Here is a 25436-nt window from a genome sequence, read left to right as displayed (position 1 = left end):
GGCTTATACTCGACGGGCTGGCGCCTGCGCCCGGCTCCAGCTGTCACCGGTTCGCCTCATGTGAACCGGGCGCGCAGGCAAACCTTCTTCCATTCACTCAACTCGAGGTGACCTCATGGGCATTTTCAGCAATATCTACAACAAGATCTTCCACCATTCATCCGACGCCGCCCCCGCTGCCACGCCAGCGGCCGCCACCGACGCCCCAGCGGCGGCCGCGCCGGCGGCAGCGCCTGCACCGGCCGCCATGCCGGTGGTCGACGTGGAGGTGGTGCTGGTCGACCTGGCCAGCAAGAATGCGGAAACACTCAACTGGCGCACGTCCATCGTCGACCTGATGAAACTGCTTCAACTCGACAGCAGCCTGGCCGCGCGCAAGGAGCTGGCGCAGGAGCTGCATTTCACGGGCGACACCAATGATTCGGCCAGCATGAATATCTGGCTGCACCGCCAGGTGATGATCAAGCTGGCGGAAAACGGCGGCAAAGTACCGGAAGCGTTGAAAAATTAAAGACCCGGCGGCAGGAAGGGGAACCCTTTTTGTCGCTGTTCAATCCCGTGGGAACTGCCTATCATGGAGTTCCCATGGCGTCACGATAGTTAAAAGCAATTGAAACTATTGTGACAATCAATTTTGCATATGGGTTAAAACCCCTTACACTAGAGTCTTACTGATTCACCACACGAGAGGAAATGAAATGTCGCTCATCAATACCCAAGTTAAACCATTCAAGGCAACCGCATACCACAACGGCAAATTCGTCGACCTGACGGAAGCATCGCTGAAAGGCAAGTGGTCGGTATTCGTGTTCTACCCAGCCGACTTCACCTTCGTTTGCCCAACCGAACTGGAAGACCTGGCCGACCACCACGCAGAATTCCAGAAGCTGGGCGTCGATGTCTACGGCATCTCGACCGACACCCACTTCGCGCACAAAGCCTGGCACGACACCTCGGACGCGATCAAGAAAGTGCAATACGCACTGATCGGCGACCCGACCGGCGCCCTGTCGCGCAACTTCGAAGTCATGATCGAAGAAGAAGGCCTGGCACTGCGCGGCACCTTCGTCATCAATCCGGACGGCTTCATCAAAGTGCTGGAAGTGCATGACAACGGCATCGGCCGTGACGCCGCAGAACTGTTGCGCAAAGTTAAAGCCGCCCAGTACGTGGCTTCCCACCCAGGCGAAGTGTGCCCGGCAAAATGGACGGAAGGCGCCGCAACGCTGACCCCATCGCTGGACCTGGTCGGCAAGATCTAAGCCTTGAAGCAGCAAGCAGCAAACAAGTAGTTACCGCGATGCCGGACCGGGCGTCCGGCCCGGCATACGCCTAAATATTTGTAAAGGAAGAAAAAATCATGTTAGACGCAACCCTCAAAACCCAACTGAAATCCTACCTGGAAAAAGTGGTGTATCCGCTTGAGCTGGTCGCTTCTCTCGATGACAGCGCAAAAGCCCGCGAGATGAAGGAATTGCTCCAGGAGATAGTCCTGTTGAGCGACAAGATCACGCTGGTCGAGCGCCTTGACGCTGGCGTACGGACCCCGTCGTTCAGCATCAACCGTACCGGCTCCGACATCGGCGTGCGTTTCGCCGGTGTGCCGCTGGGCCACGAATTTACTTCGCTGGTGCTGGCGCTGCTGCAAGTGGGCGGCCACACCATCAAGTTCGACGATGCCGTGATCGAGCAGATCCGCAACCTCGACGGCGATTACGAATTTGAAACGTTTATTTCGCTCTCCTGCCATAACTGCCCGGAAGTGGTGCAGGCCCTGAATGCCATGGCCGTGATCAACCCGCGCATCAAGGTCACCACCATCGATGGCGGCGTGTTCCCGCAAGAGGTGGAAGAACGCCAGATCATGGCCGTGCCCATGATGTTCCTCAATGGCCAGCACTTTGGCCAGGGACGCACGAATGTCGAGGAAATCCTCGCCAAGCTCGACACCAACGCCGGCGCCCGCCAGGCGGCAGCTTTGAACAAGAAAGACGTGTTCGATGTGCTGATCGTCGGCGGCGGCCCAGCCGGCGCGGCAGCGGCCATCTATGCGGCCCGCAAGGGCATCAATACGGGCGTGCTGGCCGAGCGTTTCGGCGGCCAGGTGCTCGATACCCTGGCCATCGAGAATTTTATTTCCGTCAAGGAAACCGATGGTCCGAAATTCGCCGTGGCGCTGGAACAGCACGTCAAGGAATACGACGTCGACATCATGAACACGCAGCGCGCCGCCAAGTTGACGCCAGGTAAGTTGATCGAGATTGAAACGGCGAATGGCGCCGTGCTGAAAGCCAAGACCGTCATCCTGGCCACCGGCGCCCGCTGGCGCGAAATCAACGTGCCGGGCGAGAAGGAATACCGCAACCACGGTGTCGCCTACTGCCCGCACTGCGACGGTCCCTTGTTCAAGGGCAAGCGCGTGGCCGTGATCGGCGGGGGGAATTCCGGCGTGGAAGCGGCGATCGACCTGGCCGGCCTCGTGAAACACGTGACCCTGATCGAGTTCGGCGCGGAACTGCGCGCCGATGCGGTGCTGCAGCGCAAGCTGCACAGCCTGCCCAACGTGACCGTGATCACCTCGGCGCAAACGACCGAGATCCACGGCGACGGCAAGATCGTCAATGGCCTTTCCTACACGGACCGGGTCAGCGGCGCGTCGAAGAAGGTCGAGCTGGAAGGCGTCTTCGTGCAAATCGGCCTGGTGCCGAACACGGAGTGGCTCAAGGGCACGGTCGCCTTGTCGCGCCATGGCGAAATTGAAGTCGATGCCCGCGGCCAGACTTCGATTCCCGGCGTGTTTGCGGCCGGCGACGTCACCACGGTGCCGTACAAGCAGATCATCATCGCCACCGGCGAAGGCGCCAAGGCAGCCCTGTCCGCCTTTGACCACCTGATCCGCTCGGATGACGAGGGAGTGGTCGACGAGTCCGCCGCGAAAGAAGCGCTGACGGCGTAAGTATTTCAGCGTTGCGCTGTATCAAGAAAAAAACCGGAAGGGCCGCAAGGCTGTTCCGGTTTTTTTATGCGCGCAGGAAACTTAGCTGCCTGTGTACAGGGGGTTGGCGGCCACATATACCGCGATGCCGTCGACGGGCATGTCCTTCGGTGCGATCTCGGCCAGGGCAAAGACGGTCCTGTTATTAAAAGTCTGCACGTGCCACGTAAAACGCTGGCCGGCGCGCGCGATGGTGACGGTTTCGCCGTGCGTGACGTTGATGTGGCGCGTATCGGCCTGCAGTTCGATGCTGCGCTGGGCGGCGCCGTGGTGGGCCGGCGTGCCATAGTCGGCGGCCGTGCCCGTGGGGCCGGCGGCGATCGCCGGGGCGGCACAGGTGGTGAAGGCGGCGCACAGGATGGCCAGGGCGCTGCGGTGGGTGTTCAACATAGTAATCTCCAAGAATAAGCCTGGCGCGCCGGGTCAGCGCGCCGTGTTGTCGTCGTGGCTGCACCGGGATCGCCGGTTTTTGCAACACGGCATCGTAAGCGGTTCTTGGCCGATCTGCAAAGCTGTATTTTCTGTCTATATTTCCACCGTGGCCGCCAGCGGCACGTCCGGCGCCAGGTGGCTGGTCAGCACGATGCACTGGCGCGCCAGGCGGGCCGGGTCGGACAGGCGCAGGCGCAAGTAGGCCATGGCGGCCGCGTCGAGACCGTTGAACGGTTCGTCGATCAGCAGCAGGCGCACGGGCAAGGCCAGGGCCAGCGCCAGTTGCAGTTTCTTATGCTGGCCCAGCGAGAGGGCGTTGATGCTTTGCTGCAAGGTCGGCAACAGGGCAAACGCGCTCAGCTCGTCGTTCAGCAGGGCCTCGTCGCTGCCCGGGTACAGGGCCAGATGCAGGTCGAGGAACTCGCGTACCTGCAGCCAGGGCAGGGCGGGGGCATCGCCGCCGCAATAGAACGTGCGCGCGCGGTAGGCCAGCGGCTGGTGAGCGCTGTCGATGTCGTCCAGGCGGATGGCGCCGCGCGCGGGCAGCAGGGCGCCGCCCGCCAGCTTCAGCAAAGTCGTCTTGCCGGCGCCGTTCGCGCCGCGCAGCCAGCTGACGCCGGGGCCGAATTGCTGCTTGAACCCCTGGAAGACGCTGTGCGTGGGGAAATGAAAATCGAGGTGCTCGATGTGCAGGGTGGGAGTGCAGGCATTCAATTCCATAATTCGCTTCCGATGGCGCTCAAGGCAAGGATGGACAGGACGACGAGGGCGACCCTGCCCCGGGCCGTCAGGCGGGGCAGGCCGACGATGGCCAGCAGGGCGACGCTGGCGGTGAGCGCGTACACCGTCGTCACGCGTTGCTGCAGGGCGGCGGGATCGGTGGCGTACAGCAAGACGCCCGCGCCCAGCAGCACGGCAAACGCCGGCAGCAGGCTGGCCGCGCAGGCCAGGCGGAGCAAGGTGGCGCTGGCCAGGGGCCAGGCGGTCAATGCGGGGCGCAGCACGGCGATCTGCTCGCGCACGGCCTTGTCGCCCCGGTCCGTCACGATGACCAGGCTGGCGCTGGCCAGCAGGCCGAGCAGCGGCACGGGCACGAGGGGCGCGCGCAGCAGCCAGGCCAGCATGCTGGCGCCCGCCGTGGCCAGCAGTGCGCTTTGCTGCAGGCCGATCACATTCTCGTTGCGCCAGAACGGCAGCCAGAACAGCTGGCGCCACAGGAACAGGGTAGACCAGCGGGGGTGCTGCGGCACATAGGCGCGCATCGCGGGCGTGCGCGCCCTTTGTGCGGGGCGCGGCGCGCGCAGGCGCCGGGCCACGATGCATGTCGTCAGCAGCCAGGCCAGCAGCCAGGCGGCGATGGTGGCGGCTATGCCGGGCGCGATGATCGGGCGCAGCCAGGGCGGCGATTGCAGCAGCCAGATGCCGGCCGAGACGGCATAGGCGAGGCCCAGCGGCAGCATCAGCAGGCCGGCCACGGCGATATCGGCTTGCCAGCGCAGGCGCGGCGGCAAGGGCATCTGGCGCAGCCAGGCGGCGGTGTGCGCCGGCAACAATCGCTTGCGCAGCAGCCAGGCGGGCAGGCAGGTGAGCACGGCTTGCGTGACGATGATGGCCAGGGCGGCGGGCCAGGCGTGCGTCACGGCGAGAAAGCCGGGCAGGGCGATGACGCTGAGCAAGCCCAGCAGGACGGGACCGGCCAGGAAAAAGAAGATTTCCATGGAACTGGCCAGGCTGGCGGCAAATTGCAGCAAAGCATGATGGGCCAGGCGCAAGCGCAGGGCGGAATAGGGGTGAAGACTGCGGGGCAGGCGCATGCGGGCAGGGGCGGAGTCGGGGTAGCGCTGATTCTAACAGCCGGGGTCTGGCCCCCGGGCAAGTCAGCTTTGGGGTTGACGTTGGTGGTGTTGCGGTCTGACCCCGGAATGGGAAAAGCCCTTCGGTTCTGGGAACCAAAGGGCTTTTCTTTTATTGGCGGAGCGGACGGGACTCGAACCCGCGACCCCCGACGTGACAGGCCGGTATTCTAACCAACTGAACTACCACTCCAAGCTCGTATGATCTGTGTTGCTGATCCATGAAGCACTGGATAATTTTCTGTTTGGTGGGTGCTGAGAGGCTCGAACTCCCGACCTACGCCTTGTAAGGGCGCCGCTCTACCAACTGAGCTAAGCACCCGCATATCCCAGAAAACTATCCCGACGTTTGTCACCACGTCTGGAAGAGGCACTATTATAGGGGGCGCTTTCCCGCTTGTGCAACTGTTCTTGGGGGATAAAAGCAGTTTTTTTGCTGAAAAGCGCAAAAATGCTCGCAGGAGGGAGGACTGGCGTGTTTTCTGCTGCTGAAATGGGAAAAGCCCTTCGGTTCTGGGAACCAAAGGGCTTTTCTTTTATTGGCGGAGCGGACGGGACTCGAACCCGCGACCCCCGACGTGACAGGCCGGTATTCTAACCAACTGAACTACCACTCCAAGCTCGTATGATCTGTATTGCTGATCCATGAAGCACTGGACAGTTTTCTGATTTGGTGGGTGCTGAGAGGCTCGAACTCCCGACCTACGCCTTGTAAGGGCGCCGCTCTACCAACTGAGCTAAGCACCCGTTGCTTGTCTCAGAAAACCATCCCGACGTTTGTCACCACGTCTGGAAGAGGCGCTATTATAGGACGGCTGAAATCCTTGTGCAAGGGCTTTTTCCACCTTTTTACCGTTTTAGCTGTCAATGCCCCATTGCGACAGCATCCACGCCATATTGAAGGCGTTTTCGGCAATGGCGTTATAGCGGCCCGACGCGCCGCCGTGGCCGGCGCCCATATTCGTTTTCAGCAGCAAGGGATTGCTGTCCGTCTTGTAGGCGCGCAGCTTGGCCACGTATTTCGCCGGTTCCCAGTACATGACCTGGCTGTCGTTGAGGCCCGTCGTCACCAGCATGGCCGGGTAATTCTTGCGCGCAATGTTGTCGTAGGGCGAGTAGCTGAGCATGTAGTCGTAGGCCGCCTTCTGGTTCGGGTCGCCCCATTCCAGGTACTCTCCCGTCGTCAGCGGCAGGCTGGCGTCCATCATGGTGTTCATCACGTCGACAAACGGCACGGCCGCGTGCACGGCGTGGAACAGTTCGGGGCGCATGTTGACGACGGCGCCCATCAGCAGGCCGCCCGCGCTGCCGCCCTGGATGATCAGGCGGTTCGGGCTTGTCCATTTTTCGCGCACCAGGTAGTCGGCGCTGTCGATGAAGTCATTGAAGGTGTTTTTTTTCTTCATCAGCATGCCGTCTTCATGCCACGCTTCGCCCATGTCCGTGCCGCCGCGGATGTGCGCCTGCGCGTAGATGACGCCCCGCTCCAGCAGGCTGATGCGGCTGATGGCAAAACTGGCTTCCGTCGAAATGCCGTAGGAACCATACGAGTACAGCAGCAGCGGCGCGGAACCGTCGAGCTTGACGCCCTTCTTGTAGACGATCCACAGCGGCACTTGCACGCCGTCGCGCGCCTTTACCCACAGGCGCTGCGTCGTGTAGCGGCTGCCGTCAAAGCCGCCGACGATTTCCTGCTGTTTCAGCACCGTGCGCTGGCCATCCTTCATGCTGACGTCGATGACGGTGGGCGGCGTGACGGGCGACTGGTAGGACATGCGAAATTGCGTGGCAGAAAACTCCGGCGTGCCGGCCGCCGTGGCCAGGTAGACGGGGTCGTCGAACTGCACGGTTTTCCAGTTCTTTTGCGCAAAATCAAAGATGCGCGCGCGGTTCAGGGCGCGGGCCTTTTCCATCACCACCAGGTAGCCCTGGAAGACGTCGATGGACTGGATCACGGCGTCCTTGTTGTGCGGCACGACGGGCTTCCAGTGCTTCGGCTGCGGGGCGGTGACCGGTGCGCTGACGATGCGGAAATTCTTCGCGTCCTTGTTGGTCAGAATATACAGCTGGCCGTCGCGGTGTTCGATGCCGTAGCGGTGGCCCTTCTCGCGTGGCAGCACGCTCTGGAAACGGCCTTCCGGCTTGTTCGTTGGCAACAGCAGCACTTCGCTCGTGTCCGTGCTGCGCGCCGTGAGCACAAAGTAGCGCTGGTCGCGCGTGCGGCTCACGCCGATGGCGAACTGTTCCACAGGCTCATGGTAGACCTGCTGCGGCGTGCCGCCCAGCGCCAGGCGGAACAAGCGGTCCGCGCGCTTGGTGGTGGCGTCTTCCTGCGTCAGCATCAGAGTGGCGTTGTCGGCCGCCCAGGCCAGCGAGGTCACGCGCGGCATGCTGTCCGTGAGCAATTTGCCCGTCTTCAAATCCTTGACGTGCAGCTCGTACTGGCGGAAACCCGTCGTGTCCGTGGTGTAGGCCAGCAATTGTTCATTCGGGCTGACGCTAAAGGCGCGCACGGCAAAGAATTTGTGGCCTTCGGCCAATTGATTCTGGTCAAGCAAAATCTCTTCGGCCGCCTGGGCGTCATACGCGCCCTTCGCGCCCACGGGGCGGCGGCAGTGTATCGGATATTGCTTGCCCGCTTCCACGCGCGTGTAATAGTAAAAATTGCCCTGGCGCGCGGGCACGGACAGGTCCACTTCCTGCATGCGGCCCTTGATTTCCGCAGTCAGCTTGTCGGCCAGCGGCTGGATCGGGGCCGTGACGGCCGCCGTGTAGGCGTTTTCCGCGTTCAGGTAGTCAATCACGGCAGGATCGCTCTTCTTTTGCAGCCAGCGGTAGTCGTCCGTGACGATGGTGCCGTGGCGCGTTTCCTGCCAGGCTGTTTTGGCGGCGACGGGGGCGGCAGAAGCCGTGGCGGCGGCATCGGCGGCCAGCGCGGATGACGCCAGCGTGGACAGCAGCAGGGCCGGCAGGATGGATGACCAGGCGGACCGGCGGCGCGCAGCGTGATGGGGGGTGGACAAGGCGGCTCCTTTGAATAGTTGTGTCAGGATTGTAATCTTGCCATTGAGAAAAGCAACTGCGGTGCGCGTGCGTTTCAACTTGCATCCGCGCCCATTTCCGGTAATACTGTATGCATGAACAGTATCTTGCCAGCTTCAGGCAAGCCGACCCGCCGCGAGGTGTTTTTGATGCCATCTGTCCCACCACTTGCCGAACCACCCGCAGCGCGCCGCTGGATAGCCCACCTGGACATGGATGCCTTCTTTGCCTCCGTGGAACTGCTGAAATATCCGGAATTGCGCGGCGAAGCCGTCGTCATCGGCGGCGGGCGCCTGCAGCAGCCCGTGCTGCAGATGGACGGCACGCGGCAATTCGCGCGCATGCGCGACTACGTGGGGCGCGGCGTCGTCACCACCTCGACCTATGCGGCGCGCGCGTTCGGCGTGTTTTCCGCCATGGGCATCATGAAGGCGGCGAAACTGGCGCCCGACAGCATCCTGCTGCCCGCCGATTTCGAGGCTTACCGCGACTATTCGGCCCGCTTCAAGCAAGCCGTGGCCCATCTGTGTCCCGTCATCCAGAACGTGGGCATCGATGAAATCTATGTCGACCTGACGGAACATGGCGAGCAGGCGCCGGCCATGGCGGCGCGCCTGAAGGCGGCCGTGTTCGAGGCGACGGGCCTGTCGTGCTCGATCGGCCTGGCGCCGAACAAATTGCTGGCAAAAATCTGTTCTGACCTGGAAAAACCCGACGGCCTGACCATTTTGTCGCCCGAGGATGTGGAAACGCGGGTCTGGCCCTTGCCGGCAAAAAAGATCAATGGCATCGGCCCGAAGGCCACGGCCAAGCTGGAAGCGCTGGGCATTATCACCATCGGCGAGCTGGCGCGGGCCGACATGGCCATGCTGCGCACGCAGTTCGGCGACCTGTACACGGGCTGGCTGCGCCAGGCGGCGCTGGGCATCGACGAGCGGCCCGTGCAGACGAGCCGGGAAACCAAGTCCGTCAGCCGCGAAACGACGTTCGAGCGCGACTTGCAGGTGGTGCGCGACCGCGCCACCCTGTCGGAAAAACTGGAAAGCCTGTGCACGCGCGTGGCCGGCGACCTCGATAAACAATCGCTGGCGGGGCGCACGGTGGGCATCAAGCTGCGCTTCGAGGATTTCAGCACCGTCACGCGCGACGTCACCCTGCCCAGCGCCACGGCGGACGCCGCCGCCATCCTGCGGGCCAGCCGCGATTGCCTGCGGCGCGTGCCATTTGAAAAGAAAATCCGCCTGCTGGGCGTGCGCATCTCGACCCTGTCCGATCCGGCCGTCGCGACGCGGCAGGTTCCCGCCCAGGCGGAGCTGTTTCCCGCCCTGTAGCGGCGTTTCCTACAAGATACATACCGCGCCAGACGGCGCTTTTGACGGCATTTTCACGTCGAAAGTGTAGAATGGCGTTCCCCTGGCACTACTGAAACAAACGGAAGACAAAAACTATGTGGTTCAAGAATCTTCAGATTTACCGCCTGCCCGCACCTTGGGCCTATACGCCAGAACAACTGGAAGAGGCCTTGTCCTCGAACAAATTCACGCCGGCGACCAGCATGGATCTGATGCGCCAGGGCTGGGATACGCCGCGCCCGAACGGCGGCCTGGTCCATGTTGTCAACAAGCAAATGTTGATCTTGCTGGGCACGGAAAAGAAATTGCTGCCGGCCACCGTCATCAACCAGGTGGCCAAGGCCCGCGCCGCCGAGATGGAAGAAGCGCAAGGCTTTGCGCCTGGCAAGAAGGCCATGAAGGAATTGAAGGAACGCGTGGCCGACGAATTGCTGCCGCGCGCTTTCAGCATCCGCAGCAACGTCTGGACGTGGATCGACCCTGTCAATGGCTGGCTGGTGATCGATGCCGCCAGCCCGGCAAAAGCCGATGAAGTCATCAAGCTGCTGTTGAAAGCCGTGGATAAACTGCCGCTGGAAAGCCTGCGCGTGCAGCGCTCGCCCGTGGCGGTGATGACGGAATGGCTGCAGGCTGACGACGCGCCTGCCGGCTTCACGGTCGACATGGACACGGAATTGCGCGCCACGGGCGAAAGCAAGGCCACCGTGCGCTATGTGCGCCACACCCTGGAAGCGGACGACGTGCGCCGCCACATCGCGGCCGGCAAGCAGTGCACGCGCCTGGCCATGACGTGGAACGACAAGATCTCGTTCGTGCTGACGGAGTCCCTGGCCATCAAGAGCGTCAAGCCGCTGGACGTGATCAAGGAAACGGAATCGAGCACGAAGAACGACGAAGAGCGTTTCGACGGCGACCTGATGCTGATGACGGGCGAGCTCGCCAAGCTGATGGCCGACGTGGTCGAAGCCCTGGGCGGCGAAGCGACGGCGTAAGCGCAAGCAGGTATGCGTGACGGACGGCCCGCTGGCATTGCCCGGCGGGCCGTTTTGCATGGGGCGGCCGCTGGCGCCGGCGTGCTGAAATTTTCCATGTGGAAATAATATTGCTGTGATATCGTTACTATCCTGATATTGATTATTTCTACATAAATTCATGCATAAATATGTCCGGCGCTGTGGCGCCGCTTTTATCCTCGGGGCCACGCAGATGGCGGCCGCCCAGGCGCAGATTTCCGATGCCACCCTGCGCGGGCTGAGTGCTTGCGATGCCTCTTTTTTCCGCAGCTTGCAGCAGGACGGCGCGGCCCTGGCCGGCAGCGTGCCGCTGGCCACGCGCGGCGATGCCAGCTGGATCAAGGTGCCCAACCGCAATCAGGCCCAGGCCGGCAGCATCGAGTTTGCCGCGCCCGTGCGCGCTGGCGGCGTGACCTTGCTCGGCTATACCGATGAAGTGTCGGACCTGGGCAGCCTGGGCCGTTATTACAGCTGGGCCTTCCTGGTGGCCGGCAAGGTCGATGCGGTGTACCGGCAACTGCAGCCGCTGATCCACGATGCCCGGCGCATGCGCGCCGATGATGGCGCTTATGTGCGTTCCGACGTGCGCCTGCCCGGTGGCCCATGGCAGGCGTTTGCGTCCGCCTCGGGCGTGGCGGCCGGGCGCGACAAGGTTGAACGCGTGTTCCTGATCGAGCCGCACGGCGAGCTCGACGGCGTCGTGCGCGTCGGCTGTTCGCTGCAGGGCGGTGTCGACGCCGCCCTGTTGCGCGAGGCCCGTCCCGACATCGACGCGAGCGAGTATCCGCCGCCGCCAAATGCCACGGGCGCGTTTGACAGCGCACCGCTGCCGCCCGGAGTGCTGGCGGCGGCGCAAGCGGCCATGGCGGCGGCGCCCGTCTGGCAGCCGCGCTTCAAGACGCTGTCTTCTTCCCGGGAGTCGACAACGCCGGGCAAGCCCGGGGAAGCATCCGTCGTCGATCAAGAGTGGCGCGTGCGCGATGGGCTGGTCGTCACGAGCGAGAACTACAGCGCCTTTACCATGCAGCGCGTGAAGCTTGCTGGCCTGTTTCAGTTGCGGGCCGCAGAGAAGGGCGATGTCCGCAACGGTTATCTGGCCACCTCCGGCCTGTCGCTGTCGCTGCCGGCGAGTTTGTCCCCGGGCACCCGCTTTCAGGCCAATATGACCACGATCAACGTGCCTGCCAAGCCGGGCGAGCGGCCGGAGCAGGTCACCACGCTGTGTGAAGTGCAGGATACCTTGCAGGCCAGTACGATTTCGGCCAGCCTGCAAGGCGCAGCGACGCGCTTTGTCTGTACCTCGCAGGAAAGTGGCTACGTGGTCGAGAGTGCCTTGCTGCATGACCTCGGCGTCGCCATGCAACTGCGTACGGTATCGAAAGCTCACGGCGAGAGCCATTACCGCTATCTGAATCTCCAGATAACAAAATAGCTGTGCGACAAGAAAAAAGCGCCTTGCACGGTGAAGTGCAAGGCGCTTTTCAGACAAGCTAATTCAACGCGTCAAATTAGAACTTGTAGTTGCCGGTGACGTAGAACGAACGCATCATCGGATCGGCGTAGCGTGGGTCGAAACCAACCTGGTGGCCCGACGACGCGCGCAGCGACAGCGGTGGCGCACGGTCGAACAGGTTCTTGATGCCTGCGCGGATCGTGGTCTGCTTGTCAAAGGCGAAACGTGCTTGCCAGTCGAACGTGGTGTACGACGGAACTTGCAGGCGGTAGCCCTTCACTTCTTTTGCGGCTGCCACGTCGTACACGGTCGCGGCTGCATCGGTGTAGCCGTTGCGGTAGTTGACGGTCACGGTGTTGCTCAGGCGGCCAGTATCGAGGGTCGTCGTCAGCTTCATCAGGTTGCGGAACGTGACTTCGTTGGTGTCGCCGAAGAAGTTCATGTTGCTGGTGTACACGTTATTGCTACCGGCTTTGGTGTAGTTGGCGTGCAACATGTGGGTGCCGCTCAACTGGGCGGTCAGCTTGCCGAAGGAAAACTTGTGGTTGGCCGACAGATCCCAGTCGATACCACGGTATTCCTTCTTGCCGATGTTGACCGACAGTTTCTTGAACGCGTAGTAGGTATTGCCGGTCGATGGCTCCTTGTAGGTCGAGAAGCTCGTTGCGTACTTGACCGGATCGGCAAATGCCTGCTCTTCGGTGATTTCCGACACGGCATTGCGCAGTTTCACGTCCCACAGGTCGGCGCCGAACGAGAAGGCCGCGCTAGGCTCGACACGGAAGCCCAGGGTGAACTGTTTCGATTTTTCCGATTGCAGTTCTGGATTGCCTTCCGAGACGGCGTTGTATTGCGTGGTTTCTCCACGGCAGAGCTTGTTGCCTGGATATGGGCAGTCAAATTTCTTGGCGGTAAAGCCGGCGTTAACCAGTGGCTGAGCAATGTCCAGCATGCTTGGCGCCTTGAAGCCCGTGCCGTAGGAACCGCGGATCAGCACGGTTTGTACCGGCTGCCAGCGTGCCGATACCTTGTAGGTATTGGCGCTGTCTTTCTTGCCGACAGTTTTGTTGTTCAGCTTATCGTCGATCGCCTTGACGGCATCGTAACGGCCGCCAACGGTCATTTCGAACGACTTGGCCAGCGGCGCCAGCAACTCGACGAACGCGCCGTAGGTGTCGCGGCTCATGTCGTAGGCAGCCTTGGTGTTGAAGCTGTAGATGTCGCTGCCGGTGGCGCCTGGCGACTGCTCATAGCGGTAGGTGCGGTAGTCGCCGCCGATACCGAGGCTGGCCTTGCCGCCTGGCAAGGAGAACAATTCACGCGAGCCGTGTGTGTCGACGCCGCGCATCGTGGTCGAGGCGGTACGCACCGAACCGACGAACTGGGCGCCAGCGATTTGCGCTTGCACGGATGGCTTTTGCGTCACTGCGAACGGATCGAACTCCGGATTGGCCAGGATGTCCTTGAATGCCTGGTTTTTCTGGTAACCGCCCGTGTAGCGCTCGTCGATCGAGTTTTGCGACCAGGTCAGGCCACTTTCGAAGTTCCACGCACCCAGTTCGCCTTCCACGCCCACCACCATGTGCTTGGTTTGGGTAACGGTCTGGCTGGCACGCAAACCAAAGTCGGTGCTGCGGTAGTTGGCCGTGATCGATTGGATGTCTGCCTGTTGCGCTGGCGACAGGAACGGTTGTACGTACGTCGCGTAGGCGGCCGGATTGTTGAATACCAGCTTCTCAACTTTGGTGACAGGGTCTTTTACCGTTTGCGCGATCGAGATGGGGATCGGGTTGGCGGCGATACGCGCCGTCAGGTCGTAGCGCGAGTAGGCCAGTTCAGCAAACGCGTTCAGGCTGTCATTCAGCTTGTACGTTGCTTTGGAGAACAGGCTGTCGCGTTTCGATTGCGGCACGATTTCCACGGTGGAACCGGTGTCGAAGCCGCAAGCGTTTTTATTGCTGGTCGTGACGTAGGAATTGTCAGGGCAATTTCCCTGGTTTTGCCGCAGATATGGCGTGAAGGCGGTCGAGGAGGGGTTGTTGTTGTAGGCAACAGTAGCGCCTGCCGGCGAGGCCGAGGTGCTGGTGCGGTCCCAGATGTAGTTCTTGCCGCCGCGGTTGAATTTCAGGTACGAGGTATCGGCGAACGTGCGGTCGGTCGCTACCAGTTTCGACTGCTCGTCGTGGCGGTACGATACCAGCACGTTGAAGCGGTCTTCGTCCAGGTCGCCGAAACCATAGGTGACGCTGGTGTTCCAGGCGTTGCCGCCCTTGTCTTCCGGGCCGCCGTACGTCGCTTCCAGGGTGGCGCCCTGCTGGTTTTTCTTCAGGATGAAGTTCAGTACGCCGGCGATGGCGTCCGAGCCGTACAGGGCCGAAGCACCGTCGGTCAGGATCTCGACGCGCTCAACGGCGCTCATGGGAATGGCGTTCAGGTTGACCGTGGTGCCGGAGCCTTGTGGCGCGATGCGGCGGCCGTTCAACAGCACCAGGGTGTAGGTTTCGCCAATGCCGTGCAGCGATGCACTGGTATTGCCGCCCGAATCGGAACCGGCAGCAACGGCGCCGATGGTAAAGCCTTGCATGGCGGGCAGGGCCTGGATCAGGTCGGCAACCGAAGTGGCGCCCGACTTGGCGATCGCTTCTTGCGACAGGCGCTGCACTGGCAGTGCGCCTTCGACGGCGATACGCTTGATGCTCGAACCGGTAATTTCAACTTTTTGAATTGCTTCTTCCGCCATGGATTGGCCGGAGAACAAGACGCTACCTGCCAGGACGGCCAGGGCCAGGCGTACGCTGCGCACGCCGATTTTTTCTTTAAATGCCATTGTAACAATTACTCCGTAGTAGTTTTAATAACGACAAGCGGTACACGAGCACCGATAAGGCCATCGGGTAGATGGCCTGCGGCGGCGTGTACGGTAGGCGGAACCACGTCTGAGGGAGGTGGAAGACTACTAAGCGCAATATTGTTATAAATGCACTTATAACTTGTCGAGGCGAACATTATGTCGTCTCAGCAAGAAAAATTGGACTCTCACCGTGTCGGATTTGGCAGGAATTTAGAGATACTGAAGAATATTTGTGAATGTGAAAAATATGCAGTTTTATATTCTTCTATATCAATGTTTTTAAAAATGATCAATGGTGTTTTTTTACAACACATAATTATTATCTTGGCAATTTGATGTTTTACCAATAATAATTTTCTTTCATCCCCTGCGCTGAAGAATTTCCGACGGACGAAAAAAAGCCCGCGCGGAGCGGGCTTGTCGAGGTGCTGCAGAGTGAAAATCAGGCGGCTTGCTGGCCTGCTTTTCTGCGGCGCGCCATGAAACCAACGAGGCCGAGGCCGGCGAGCATCATGGCATATGTTTCCGGTTCTGGCACGGCGGCCACCGGTGAGGCGAAAGTACCGGTAAAGGTAGAGTAATTGCCATACTGATTGCTGGCAGATTGTGCGGTGGCGGCACCGTAGCCGAAATACGTGCTGACGCCAACGGTATTGGCGCCAACGGCAACGTTGCTCAAGGTAATGCTGAAATTGGCGGTCGAGCCGGGCGTGTAGACCGATTGCGTATATTGGCCCCACCAGGTGTAGGCCGCATAGCCCGATGGCGCGACCAGGTTTTGCGAGCCATTGCCGCCCAGGTCGAGCAGGCCGCTGCTGCCTTGCGACCAGTAGCCAGGCGCACCATTGAAGGGCGCGGGCGCGCTGGAGCTGACCACGGTGGCGGCGACGGGCACGAAGATCGTGAAGCCATCGAGGCCGGTCTGGCCGCCGATGCCCTGGTTATTGTTCAGGACGCTGTAATCGAAGGTCCAGGTATTCACGCCTGCTGCGCTGGCCGATGCCGTCACCGTATATTCATTTGTCAGGCTGGTCGTCGCGTGGGCAGTGCTGCTCAGCGCAAATACGGCCGCAATGGCGCCCAGTGGAAACAGGTGTGCAGTCGATTTGCGCAAGGTCATGATGAATTCCCGAAAGGGGTTGGTCGATGACGCGAATATAGCATCGATGCACAGGAAAAAATTGCAATTATGAACAAATATATTGTTTTTTTGCTTCTTTCATTTCCTCATGGAAATTATGGCCTGTATTCTTTATTTTTCTGCAAATGTTGCAGCCGGTTTTTGTTGTTGCGCTGCGACGTTGCCGCAGCGCAATTACCTTACAGGGGCTGGAACACGCCGGCGGCGCGGTTCTTTTGCACATTGTCCCAGGCAAAGATCTGGCCATTCATGGCCACGTACACGCCGGCCGGCAGGGTTTGCGCCACGCCGCAGGCAAAGCCCAGGTTGAACAGGGCGTCGGAATTGTCGATTTCGTAGGGAATCATCGCGCCCGTCAGGATGACCGTTTGCTGCAGCTTCGCCGCGCCCAGCACTTGCGCCGTTTCGCGCATGGTGTCGGTGCCGTGGATGATGACGATGGCTTTTTCCTGCGCCGCGCGGCACGAGGCGAGCACGCGCTGGCGGTCCCCATCCTGCATGTCGAGCGAGTCGAGCAGGGGCAATTGCTCCAGCGCCACGGGCGCCGTCATGCGCGCGCGGGCTATCGCTGCCGGCAAATGACTGTCGGAAAAGCCCAGGGTGCCGTTCAATTCGTTGTAGTGTTTGTCGAAGGTGCCGCCGGTGGCGAGTATGCGCAAAGTCATGATGTGGTCACGATGTCAGTGGAGAATGACGGGCATGATATCGTGGATTGGCACGATTGCGTGAATGGCCCTGCGGAGGCGTGGCGCTTCTGGAAAATTCGGCCATCTGTGAGTACACTTGTTTCTTTGCTCGCCCCCTGGCCCGACATTCCTGTATGAAAGCGCTCGCTCCCGGCACCGTCATTTTCCACCGCCACCGCGGCTACGGGGTGATCACGTCCGTCAATTTGCTGACGGGCTGGATCGCCGCCCGTTTCGGCAGCGAGGCGCGGACCCTGGACCTGAACCTGTCCACCGACGACGTGCAGTTTGCCGATGGCGAAGCGATCCTGTTTCGCCGCGCGCCGCCCGACCGCATGCCGCATGCGCGCCTGATGGCCATGGTGCGCGAGCTGCACCAGGCCGGCTATCAAAAGCTGTATCTGTATTCCTGGCCCAAGCCGTCCGGCCTGCACTGGCGCTGGCATCTGTTTACGGGGCCGCGCGACTGGATGCAGCGGCCGTGGCGCGAAGGCTGGTACGGCTCGGGCGCCGATTACAACGTCAACCCCGTGATGGGCTGGGGCGACACGCCCGGCGCCTCTACCGGCGAGCTGATCGACGCGCTGGCCCGCTTCGACCCGCAGGGCCTGGCCCAGGCGCTGGGACGCGACGATGACCATAGCGACTGGTTCGGCCGCGTCTGCGACGCCTTGCTGCCCAACTATATGTACAGCCTGGACATGCCGCGCGCCCCGGGCGAACCCTTGCCCGACATGCCGCCCGTGCCGGTCGTGGCCGTGCGCGCCGGCGTGGCGTCGTATGGCGGCCCGGATATCGCCTGGCCGCCAGGCTGGGCCGGCCTGTGGCGCGGCCGCCATGTGCTGCCCGCGCCCGCCATCCGCCTCACGGGCGAGCCGGACTTGTTGAAGGGCTTTCAGCGCTCCTGAGGGGCTTGCCGCGCATGCTGCAAGGCTTCGGGATTGAGCAGGCGCGTGCATTGACCCTGCGCAAAATCGACGATGTTTTGCAGGGCGTAGCGGAAATACAGTTCATAGCTGTCACGCTCGACGTAGCCCAGGTGCGGCGTGGCCAGCACGTTCGGCAGCCGCAGCAATGGCGAGCCGGGCGGCAAGGGTTCATCCGTAAACACGTCCAGCGCGGCCGCACCCGGGCGCCCCTGCTGCAGCGCCGCTTCCAGCGCGCCCTCGGCCACCAGCTCGGCGCGGCTGGTGTTGACGAACAGGGCATCTGGCTTCATGCGCGCCAGGTCTTCGCTTGTTACCAGGCCGCGTGTCTTGTCGGACAGGCGCAGATGCAAGCTCAGCACGTCGGCCTGCTCGAAGAAGGCCGCGCGCGATTCTGCTGCCGTATCACCGGCCGCCACGGCCGCTGCGCGGCTCGCTTCGCTGCCCCACACGAGGATGGTCATGCCGAAGGCGCGGCCATAGCCGGCGATCAATTGCCCGATCTTGCCGTAGCCCCAGATTGCCAGGGTGCGCCCTTTCAAGACCGTGCCGAGCGTGTTGTGCGCCGGCTCGATCGACGAGGTTTGCCATAGCCCTTCCTGTAAATGTTGCGCGTACGGCACGATCTTGCGCTGCGCCGCCATGATCAGCGCCCACGTCAGTTCGGCCGGCGCCGTGGGCGAGCCGATGCCTTCCGCGATGGCGATGCCCAGTTCCGTGGCGGCCGCCACGTCGATGTGTCCGCTGACCTTGCCCGTTTGCGATACCAGTTTCAGGTTCGGCAGCTTCGACAGCAGCGCCCGGTTAAAACTGCTGCGTTCGCGGATCAGCACCAGCGCGTCGAACGGCGCCAGGCGGATCGCCAGCTGGCCCAGCCCCCGCGCCGTATTGCTGAACACTTTCACGTCATGTCCATCGAGCAATTGGAAGCAATCGAGGCCGCGCACGGCATCCTGGTAATCATCGAGTATGGCAATTTTCATGGTGGATGGCCGATTTTATTGAGGATTTGGTAGGGAAATAACAGGATACGGGAAATGCTGAATAGCCTACTACATTACTCAAGCTATTCTCCTACATTTTTGCGAGAATAGCTGTTAGGCGGGTGTACAATCGCCGGCACTTTTAAAGCTTCCTGATTATAGTTATAGCGCAAACTGTTCCTGCAGCCTGGGTGCATGATCCAGGTAAACGACCCCAGAGCCCTGCCAGCGTGAGCACCCCGCCCGCAGTGAGCCGCAGCCACCTCTCAACGATGCTGCCTGTCTTGCCGGAATGACCAGAATTTCTTTTATTGGTATTGGAGGTAATATGAATCAGCCCGTCATGGGTGGCGTCGCCGCACTCAACGTCCCAGCTTATATTAAACAACAGAAACTGATCAACTGGGTGGCCGACATTGCCGCGCTGACCAAGCCGGACCGTATCTACTGGTGTGATGGCTCGCAGGAAGAGTACGAGCGCCTGTGCGCCGAGATGGTTGCCAGCGGCACCATGAAAAAACTCAATGCCGAAAAGCGCCCGAATTCCTACCTGGCCTGCTCCGATCCGAGCGACGTGGCCCGCGTTGAAGACCGCACGTATATCTGCTCGGCAACGAAAGAAGCGGCCGGCCCGACGAATAACTGGACCGATCCCGGCGAGATGCGCCACACCCTGAACGGCCTGTTCGACGGCTGCATGCGCGGCCGCACCATGTACGTCGTGCCATTCTCGATGGGCCCGCTGGGTTCGCCGATCGCGCACATCGGCGTGGAACTGTCCGATTCGCCGTATGTCGCCGTCAACATGAAGATCATGACCCGCATGGGCCGTGCCGTGTATGACGTGCTGGGCACCGACGGCGAATTCGTGCCGTGCGTGCACAGCGTGGGCGCGCCGCTGGCGGCCGGCCAGCAAGACGTGAAATGGCCATGCAACAGCACCAAGTACATCGTGCATTTCCCGGAAACGCGCGAAATCTGGTCCTTCGGTTCCGGCTACGGCGGCAACGCCCTGCTGGGCAAGAAATGCTTCGCCCTGCGCATCGCCTCGAACATGGGCTACCAGGAAGCGCAAGCGTCCGACAGCAATCCGGGCTGGCTGGCCGAACACATGCTGATCCTCGGCGTGGAATCGCCGGAAGGCAAGAAGCATTACGTCGCGGCCGCGTTCCCGTCGGCCTGCGGCAAGACCAACTTCGCCATGCTGATCCCGCCGGCAAGTTTTAATGGCTGGAAAGTAACCACCATCGGCGACGATATCGCCTGGATCAAGCCCGGTGCCGATGGCCGTTTGTACGCCATCAATCCGGAAGCCGGTTATTTCGGCGTGGCGCCGGGCACCAACGAAAAAACCAACTACAACTGCATGGCCTCCATGCGCGACAACACGATTTTCACCAACGTGGCGCTGACGGACGACGGCGACGTGTGGTGGGAAGGCTTGACGAAAGAAGCGCCAAGCCATCTGATCGACTGGCAGGGCAAGGACTGGACGCCGGCGTCCGGCACCAAGGCGGCGCACCCGAATGCCCGCTTTACTGTTGCTGCAACGCAAAACCCCGTCATCGACGCGGCGTGGGACGATCCGGCCGGCGTGCCGATCTCGGCCTTCATCTTCGGCGGCCGCCGCTCGACCACCGTGCCGCTGGTGACCGAAGCGCGCAACTGGGTCGAAGGCGTCTACATGGCCGCCACCATGGGCTCGGAAACGACGGCTGCCGCCGTGGGCCAGATGGGCATCGTGCGCCGCGATCCATTTGCCATGCTGCCGTTTATCGGCTATAACATGAGCGATTACTTCCAGCACTGGCTGGACATGGGCGTCAAGGTGGGCAAGGTCAACCCGGCTGCCCTGCCGAAGATCTACTGCGTCAACTGGTTCCGCACGGACGAGGCGGGCAAGTTTGTCTGGCCTGGCTTCGGCGACAACATGCGCGTGCTGAAATGGATGCTGGAGCGCATCGAAGGCAAGGCGGGCGGCGTGGAAAACCTGTTCGGCACGACGCCGCAGTATGGCGACCTGAACTGGGATGGCTTGCCCTTCACGCAAGAACAGTTCGACACCATCACCTCGATCGACAAGGCGGCGTGGCTGGAAGAATTGAAATTGCATACGGAATTGTTTGAAAAACTCGCGTATCATCTGCCGCAAGAATTGGCAGACAACAAGGCTGCGCTGGAAAAGCGGCTGGCTGCGTAAGTTGATTTTAAGCAACACCTGACTGCCGTAGCGCGCCGCGCAGCAGCTTGTCAGGTGTGGAGAGTTGTAGTGGGGGAGAAACACGCCGGCAAAGACTGGCGTGCGATAAATGACACGCCGGCAATGACTGGGGTGCTAGCAAAAAGAGAAACGGCGCGGATTGCATGAGCAATCCGCGCCGTTTTTTTTGTGGCTTTTTGGGTTCAGCGAAACATGGTCGGCACGAAATAGCGCAGATTTACGTCATCTTTCACTTTCGGGCATTGGCCAGGTTTTGCTGCCGGAAAGGATACCGGCAGTAGCGTCGTTTCGTGCAGGCGGTCCTCTACTTCCAGCACGCCGGCAAACGCTTTCACCTGGCGTGGCGCGGGCGACTGGCAATCACCGATTGCCAGTTCGCGTCCTTCGCCATGAAAGCTGCCACCATAGGCAATACTGGTGCACAGCGCCGGCCAATAATGAAATGGAGTAAATTGTCCTGCCGCCGCCATGTGTTGTTGATCTGCCTGCTGTAATTTTTGCTGCATGAAATATAGCAGCAATGAGGCATGCCGCTCGTAGGACGGCGGCAGTGCCAGGCGCAATGGCTGGGTCGCTACCTTGATCCGCCTGCCGCAGCTGCCGTCGTTGCTCGTCACGGGCAGGATTTCACGTCCCGGTGGCCCCTGCGGATGGATCGCAAACGGGGCGGGCTGGTTCAGACTCAACGGTAGGGATTCCATGCGCAAGGCAAGTTTCAGGCGCCGTGCGCCATCGTGGTACTCAATATCATATTGTTTACCAGGCTTGAAGCCCTCGCGGGCTTCGATCCGATACAAGCCGTAGGCTGCATCGACTTCTTCGCTGATGTCGCGCAAGCCCTGCTGCATGGCGAAGCGCTTGATCTTGTCGCCAGTTTGTTGTTGCTTCGGTGCGCTCCAGTCTGAGTCCACGGCGTTCAAGCTGCGGCATATCGGCAGGGAAGCGTTTTTCTGGCCGGTGCATTGCTGCATTTCCGGGCTCGCCAGATAATAGCCTTGCAGTTGTTGCCCCATTTGCTTTTCCACGCGTAGCCGTACCACGACCGGTGTCAGTTTTCGACCCAAACCATGCTCCTGGATACGAAAATTCTTTGTGGACAGGGCGATGGGTTGCCTGACAATGCTATACCTTCCTTCATCCCTGAGCACGTATTCCGGATAAGTTTCAGGCAGAAACAGGACACCGCGCGCATTGGCCGGCAGGCTGATGGTCGCGGGGCCTGCGCTGGTCGCAGGTGTTGCATGCAGGAATTTTCCTGGCTCATCTCCCGTGCAGGAACAGGCCAGTACACTGCCCGGCAGCAGCAAGCACGCCAGTGCCATGCAGCGGGTCCAGCTGAATGGCGATGGTCTGGTTTGCATGGTCTCTCTTGAAGAAGCGGCTTGATTGCCGAGCAAGATAGTTTCCCATAGAAAAATCCCCCGGGCAAGACCATTGGCCGGGGGATTGAGAGGGAGGCGCCGCTTATTGCTGCAGCAGCGGCCCCAGGTACTTGCCCGTCACGCTGGCCGGGTTGACGGCCACGTCTTCCGGCGTGCCCGTGGCGATGATCTGCCCGCCGCCGGCGCCCCCTTCGGGGCCCAGGTCGACGATCCAGTCGGCCGTCTTGATGACGTCCAGGTTGTGCTCGATGATGACGAGGGTGTTGCCCTGGTCGCGCAGGCGGTGGATGACTTTCAGCAGCAAGTCGATGTCGTGGAAGTGCAAGCCCGTCGTCGGTTCATCGAGGATGTACAGGGTGCGGCCCGTGTCGCGCTTGGACAGTTCCAGCGACAGTTTCACGCGCTGCGCTTCGCCGCCGGACAGGGTGGTGGCGCTCTGGCCCAGCTTGATGTAACCGAGGCCCACGTCGAGCAGGGTTTGCAGCTTGCGCGCGATCAAGGGCACGGGCTTGAAGAATGCGTGCGCCTCTTCCACCGTCATGCCCAGCACTTCCGTGATGTTCTTGCCCTTGTATTGCACTTCCAGCGTTTCGCGGTTGTAGCGCTTGCCGTGGCAGACGTCGCACGGCACGTAGACGTCGGGCAGGAAGTGCATCTCGACCTTGATCACGCCATCGCCCTGGCACGCCTCGCAGCGGCCGCCCTTGACGTTGAACGAGAAGCGGCCCGCGCTGTAGCCGCGTTCCTTGGCCGTCGGCACGGTGGAGAACAAATCGCGGATCGGCGTAAACAAGCCGGTATACGTGGCCGGATTCGAGCGCGGCGTGCGGCCGATCGGAGCCTGGTCGACGGAGATGACCTTGTCGAAATGTTCCAGGCCGCTGATCGACTCGTGCGGCGCCGGTTCCGTCTGCGAACCGTACAAATGGCGCGACAGCGCAGGATACAAGGTATCGTTGACCAGCGAGGACTTGCCCGAGCCGGACACGCCCGTCACGCAGGTCATCAGGCCCACCGGCAAGCTCAGCGAGACCTTTTTGAGGTTGTTGCCCGTCGCGCCGGTAATCACCAGCTGCTTTTCCGGATTGCTCGCATGGCGCTTGGCCGGTACGGCGATCTTCAGCTTGCCGTTCAGGTATTGCGCCGTCAGCGATTTCTTGTTTTTGAGAATATCGGACAAGCTGCCTTCGGCGATGATTTCGCCGCCGTGCACGCCCGCGCCGATGCCCATGTCGACGATGTAGTCGGCCGTGCGGATGGCGTCTTCATCGTGCTCGACCACCAGCACGCTGTTGCCGATGTCGCGCAAGTGTTTCAGCGTTTCGATCAAACGGTCATTATCGCGCTGATGCAAGCCGATCGACGGCTCATCGAGCACATACATGACGCCCGTCAAACCGGAGCCGATCTGCGATGCCAAACGGATGCGTTGTGCTTCGCCGCCGGACAGGGTGTCGGCGCTGCGGTCCAGCGACAGGTAATCGAGGCCCACATTGTTGAGGAATTTCAAACGAGAAATGATTTCCTTGACCACGCGGTCGGCGATTTCCTTTTTTGCGCCCGTCAGTTTCAGCTTTTCAAAAAATTCCAGCGTTTCGCGCAGCGGTTTTTCCGCCACTTCATAGATGGCCCGTTGCTGCTTGCCGGTGCCGACCTTGACGAAGCGCGCTTCCACGCGCAGGCGCGCGCCATCGCATGAGGGGCAGCATTTTTCATTGATGAACTTGGCCAGTTCTTCCTTGACGGCCATCGAATCCGTTTCGCGGTAGCGGCGCTGCAGATTGTTGACCACGCCTTCGAACGTGTGTTCCTTGACGACGGTGCGGCCCCGTTCGTTGACATAGCTGAAGGGAATGACTTGCTTGCCGGAACCGTACAGCACGGCCTGTTGCGAATTCAGGTCCAGCTGCTCGAACGGCGTGTCGAGGTCGAATTCGTAAAAAGCCGCCAGGTTCGTCAGCATCTGGAAATAAAACTGGTTGCGGCGGTCCCAGCCCTTGACGGCGCCCGAGGCCAGCGACAGGTTCGGGAACGCGACGATGCGTTTCGGGTCAAAGAATTCAATGTGTCCCAGGCCGTCGCACTCGGGGCAGGCGCCCATGGGGTTGTTGAACGAGAACAGACGCGGTTCCAGTTCCTGCAGGGAATAGCCACACACATTGCAGGCGAACTTGTTCGAGTAAACGTGTTCCTGGGCGGTATCCATTTCGTAGGCGATGGCGCGGCCGTCGGCCAGGCGCAGGGCCGTCTCGAAACTTTCTGCCAGGCGTTGCTTGATCTCCTGGTTCACCTTGACGCGGTCGATGACGACGTCGATCGTGTGTTTTTCCGTTTTCTTTAACTTCGGGAGGTCATCGACTTCATAGATTTTGGCCGCATGCGTGCCGCTCTGCACGCGAAAGCGCACGAAGCCCTGCGCCTGCATCTGCTCGAACAGGTCCACATGCTCGCCCTTGCGGTTGGCGACGACGGGCGCCAGTATCATCAGCTTGGTGTCTTCCGGCATGGCCAGTACGGCGTCGACCATTTGCGACACGGACTGGGCGGCCAGCGCGTTTTCCGGATGGTCGGGGCAGTAGGGCGTGCCCACGCGCGCGTACAGCAGGCGCAGATAATCGTGGATCTCCGTCACGGTGCCCACCGTCGAGCGCGGGTTGTGCGAGGTTGCCTTCTGTTCGATGGAGATGGCGGGGGATAGCCCCTCGATCAGGTCGACGTCGGGTTTTTCCATCAGTTGCAGGAACTGGCGCGCGTAGGCCGACAGCGACTCGACATAGCGGCGCTGGCCTTCCGCGTACAAGGTGTCGAAGGCCAGCGAAGACTTGCCGGAGCCGGACAAGCCGGTAATCACGATCAGCTTGTTGCGCGGCAAATCGAGATTGATATTCTTGAGGTTATGCGTGCGAGCACCGCGAATGCGGATCTGTTCCATGTGATTGCCTTGCTTTCAGTGAGTGGTGCGGCCGGCGCATTGCGGGAACTGCCAGATGAGGAGCCGCAACGGGTCAACCTGTTACTATAGCCGGGTTTTGCTCTGCATGCCTGAGGCAGTCACGGGCGGATTGCGCCGCCAGCTGAACGTGCCCCGGCAAAGTTTGATACAGAT

Annotated in this window: 18 protein-coding genes and 4 tRNA genes; 8 read left to right on the top strand and 14 right to left on the bottom strand. The window is 61.1% G+C overall.

The window, feature by feature from the left end:
• Window positions 1–115: 115 nt before the first annotated feature.
• From CBW50_RS16620 to ahpF, 3 genes are all read left to right on the top strand, one after another.
• Window positions 116–511, top strand: coding sequence for a DUF3597 domain-containing protein (locus CBW50_RS16620; RefSeq protein WP_086146588.1), 396 nt, complete (start codon window positions 116–118; stop codon window positions 509–511).
• A gap of 187 nt (window positions 512–698) precedes the next feature.
• Complete coding sequence (ahpC, locus tag CBW50_RS16615) at window positions 699–1262, top strand: alkyl hydroperoxide reductase subunit C (protein ID WP_071326099.1); 564 nt, start codon at window positions 699–701, stop codon at window positions 1260–1262.
• Window positions 1263–1360: 98 nt separating this feature from the next.
• A complete protein-coding gene (gene ahpF, locus CBW50_RS16610) occupies window positions 1361–2956 on the top strand; it encodes an alkyl hydroperoxide reductase subunit F (protein WP_086146587.1) in 1596 nt (531 codons plus the stop codon).
• 81 nt (window positions 2957–3037) lie between these two features.
• On the opposite strand, the gene CBW50_RS16605 is transcribed toward ahpF, so the two are convergent.
• The 8 genes from CBW50_RS16605 to CBW50_RS16570 form a co-directional block, all read right to left on the bottom strand.
• The gene (locus tag CBW50_RS16605) at window positions 3038–3385 is read right to left on the bottom strand and encodes a CzcE family metal-binding protein (protein ID WP_086146586.1); all 348 of its coding nucleotides are present in this window, start codon (window positions 3383–3385) and stop codon (window positions 3038–3040) included.
• 135 nt (window positions 3386–3520) lie between these two features.
• Entirely contained in the window at window positions 3521–4147 is a 627-nt protein-coding gene (locus tag CBW50_RS16600; protein ID WP_086146585.1) for an ATP-binding cassette domain-containing protein, read from the bottom strand.
• Complete coding sequence (locus CBW50_RS16595) at window positions 4138–5241, bottom strand: hypothetical protein (RefSeq protein WP_226936360.1); 1104 nt, start codon at window positions 5239–5241, stop codon at window positions 4138–4140. Before CBW50_RS16595 ends, CBW50_RS16600 begins: the two co-directional genes overlap by 10 nt.
• Before the next feature lie 155 nt (window positions 5242–5396).
• Window positions 5397–5473 (bottom strand) — tRNA-Asp (locus tag CBW50_RS16590).
• Between the two features lie 53 nt (window positions 5474–5526).
• A tRNA-Val gene (locus tag CBW50_RS16585) sits at window positions 5527–5602 on the bottom strand.
• A 218-nt stretch (window positions 5603–5820) separates the two neighbouring features.
• Window positions 5821–5897 (bottom strand) — tRNA-Asp (locus CBW50_RS16580).
• A 54-nt stretch (window positions 5898–5951) separates the two neighbouring features.
• Window positions 5952–6027 (bottom strand) — tRNA-Val (locus CBW50_RS16575).
• Window positions 6028–6137: 110 nt separating this feature from the next.
• Window positions 6138–8303 carry a S9 family peptidase gene (locus CBW50_RS16570; RefSeq protein WP_086146584.1) on the bottom strand — a complete coding sequence of 722 codons (2166 nt, stop codon included), beginning with the start codon at window positions 8301–8303 and terminating at the stop codon, window positions 6138–6140.
• A 168-nt stretch (window positions 8304–8471) separates the two neighbouring features.
• On the opposite strand from CBW50_RS16570, the gene dinB reads away from it, so the two are divergent.
• From dinB to CBW50_RS16555, 3 genes are all read left to right on the top strand, one after another.
• Complete coding sequence (gene dinB, locus CBW50_RS16565) at window positions 8472–9653, top strand: DNA polymerase IV (protein WP_086146599.1); 1182 nt, start codon at window positions 8472–8474, stop codon at window positions 9651–9653.
• 116 nt (window positions 9654–9769) lie between these two features.
• Window positions 9770–10666 (top strand): recombination-associated protein RdgC, encoded by an 897-nt coding sequence (locus CBW50_RS16560; RefSeq protein ID WP_086146583.1) that lies wholly within the window; start codon window positions 9770–9772, stop codon window positions 10664–10666.
• A gap of 160 nt (window positions 10667–10826) precedes the next feature.
• Window positions 10827–12119, top strand: coding sequence for a hypothetical protein (locus tag CBW50_RS16555; RefSeq protein WP_086146582.1), 1293 nt, complete (start codon window positions 10827–10829; stop codon window positions 12117–12119).
• Window positions 12120–12195: 76 nt separating this feature from the next.
• Here the strand turns inward: CBW50_RS16555 and CBW50_RS16550 are convergent, their stop codons facing one another.
• The 3 genes from CBW50_RS16550 to CBW50_RS16540 form a co-directional block, all read right to left on the bottom strand.
• Window positions 12196–14967, bottom strand: coding sequence for a TonB-dependent receptor (locus CBW50_RS16550; protein WP_086146581.1), 2772 nt, complete (start codon window positions 14965–14967; stop codon window positions 12196–12198).
• A 466-nt stretch (window positions 14968–15433) separates the two neighbouring features.
• Complete coding sequence (locus CBW50_RS29775) at window positions 15434–16111, bottom strand: PEP-CTERM sorting domain-containing protein (RefSeq protein ID WP_086146580.1); 678 nt, start codon at window positions 16109–16111, stop codon at window positions 15434–15436.
• Window positions 16112–16311: 200 nt separating this feature from the next.
• Window positions 16312–16797 (bottom strand): asparaginase domain-containing protein, encoded by a 486-nt coding sequence (locus CBW50_RS16540; RefSeq protein WP_086146579.1) that lies wholly within the window; start codon window positions 16795–16797, stop codon window positions 16312–16314.
• Between the two features lie 155 nt (window positions 16798–16952).
• Here CBW50_RS16540 and CBW50_RS16535 point away from each other — a divergent pair, with 155 nt between their 5' ends.
• Window positions 16953–17726 (top strand): L-asparaginase, encoded by a 774-nt coding sequence (locus tag CBW50_RS16535; protein ID WP_086146578.1) that lies wholly within the window; start codon window positions 16953–16955, stop codon window positions 17724–17726.
• On the opposite strand, the gene CBW50_RS16530 is transcribed toward CBW50_RS16535, so the two are convergent.
• Window positions 17714–18727, bottom strand: coding sequence for a D-2-hydroxyacid dehydrogenase family protein (locus tag CBW50_RS16530; protein WP_086146577.1), 1014 nt, complete (start codon window positions 18725–18727; stop codon window positions 17714–17716). The two genes, CBW50_RS16535 and CBW50_RS16530, sit on opposite strands and share 13 nt — an antisense overlap.
• 328 nt (window positions 18728–19055) lie before the next feature.
• Here CBW50_RS16530 and CBW50_RS16525 point away from each other — a divergent pair, with 328 nt between their 5' ends.
• Entirely contained in the window at window positions 19056–20927 is a 1872-nt protein-coding gene (locus CBW50_RS16525) for a phosphoenolpyruvate carboxykinase (GTP) (protein WP_086146576.1), read from the top strand.
• Window positions 20928–21130: 203 nt separating this feature from the next.
• On the opposite strand, the gene CBW50_RS16520 is transcribed toward CBW50_RS16525, so the two are convergent.
• Window positions 21131–22345, bottom strand: coding sequence for a hypothetical protein (locus CBW50_RS16520; RefSeq protein WP_139842549.1), 1215 nt, complete (start codon window positions 22343–22345; stop codon window positions 21131–21133).
• A gap of 67 nt (window positions 22346–22412) precedes the next feature.
• Window positions 22413–25262 carry an excinuclease ABC subunit UvrA gene (uvrA, locus tag CBW50_RS16515; RefSeq protein WP_086146574.1) on the bottom strand — a complete coding sequence of 950 codons (2850 nt, stop codon included), beginning with the start codon at window positions 25260–25262 and terminating at the stop codon, window positions 22413–22415.
• Window positions 25263–25436 lie beyond the last annotated feature (174 nt).

This window comes from Janthinobacterium sp. GW458P (assembly GCF_002127585.1).
Lineage (GTDB): Bacteria > Pseudomonadota > Gammaproteobacteria > Burkholderiales > Burkholderiaceae_D > Janthinobacterium.
This window is presented reverse-complemented; position numbering and strand designations above follow the sequence as displayed.

What these genes read in the sequence shown, in the direction of transcription:
- CBW50_RS16535 (WP_086146578.1), top strand. Translation starts at nt 16,953, where the DNA reads ATGAAAGCGCTCGCTCCCGGCACCGTCATTTTCCACCGCCACCGCGGC.
- uvrA (WP_086146574.1), bottom strand. Translation starts at nt 25,262, where the DNA reads ATGGAACAGATCCGCATTCGCGGTGCTCGCACGCATAACCTCAAGAAT.
- ahpC (WP_071326099.1), top strand. Translation starts at nt 699, where the DNA reads ATGTCGCTCATCAATACCCAAGTTAAACCATTCAAGGCAACCGCATAC.
- CBW50_RS16600 (WP_086146585.1), bottom strand. Translation starts at nt 4,147, where the DNA reads ATGGAATTGAATGCCTGCACTCCCACCCTGCACATCGAGCACCTCGAT.
- CBW50_RS29775 (WP_086146580.1), bottom strand. Translation starts at nt 16,111, where the DNA reads ATGACCTTGCGCAAATCGACTGCACACCTGTTTCCACTGGGCGCCATT.
- CBW50_RS16555 (WP_086146582.1), top strand. Translation starts at nt 10,827, where the DNA reads ATGCATAAATATGTCCGGCGCTGTGGCGCCGCTTTTATCCTCGGGGCC.
- CBW50_RS16525 (WP_086146576.1), top strand. Translation starts at nt 19,056, where the DNA reads ATGAATCAGCCCGTCATGGGTGGCGTCGCCGCACTCAACGTCCCAGCT.
- CBW50_RS16605 (WP_086146586.1), bottom strand. Translation starts at nt 3,385, where the DNA reads ATGTTGAACACCCACCGCAGCGCCCTGGCCATCCTGTGCGCCGCCTTC.
- ahpF (WP_086146587.1), top strand. Translation starts at nt 1,361, where the DNA reads ATGTTAGACGCAACCCTCAAAACCCAACTGAAATCCTACCTGGAAAAA.
- CBW50_RS16560 (WP_086146583.1), top strand. Translation starts at nt 9,770, where the DNA reads ATGTGGTTCAAGAATCTTCAGATTTACCGCCTGCCCGCACCTTGGGCC.
- CBW50_RS16540 (WP_086146579.1), bottom strand. Translation starts at nt 16,797, where the DNA reads ATGACTTTGCGCATACTCGCCACCGGCGGCACCTTCGACAAACACTAC.
- dinB (WP_086146599.1), top strand. Translation starts at nt 8,472, where the DNA reads ATGCCATCTGTCCCACCACTTGCCGAACCACCCGCAGCGCGCCGCTGG.
- CBW50_RS16620 (WP_086146588.1), top strand. Translation starts at nt 116, where the DNA reads ATGGGCATTTTCAGCAATATCTACAACAAGATCTTCCACCATTCATCC.
- CBW50_RS16550 (WP_086146581.1), bottom strand. Translation starts at nt 14,967, where the DNA reads ATGGCATTTAAAGAAAAAATCGGCGTGCGCAGCGTACGCCTGGCCCTG.
- CBW50_RS16530 (WP_086146577.1), bottom strand. Translation starts at nt 18,727, where the DNA reads ATGAAAATTGCCATACTCGATGATTACCAGGATGCCGTGCGCGGCCTC.
- CBW50_RS16595 (WP_226936360.1), bottom strand. Translation starts at nt 5,241, where the DNA reads ATGCGCCTGCCCCGCAGTCTTCACCCCTATTCCGCCCTGCGCTTGCGC.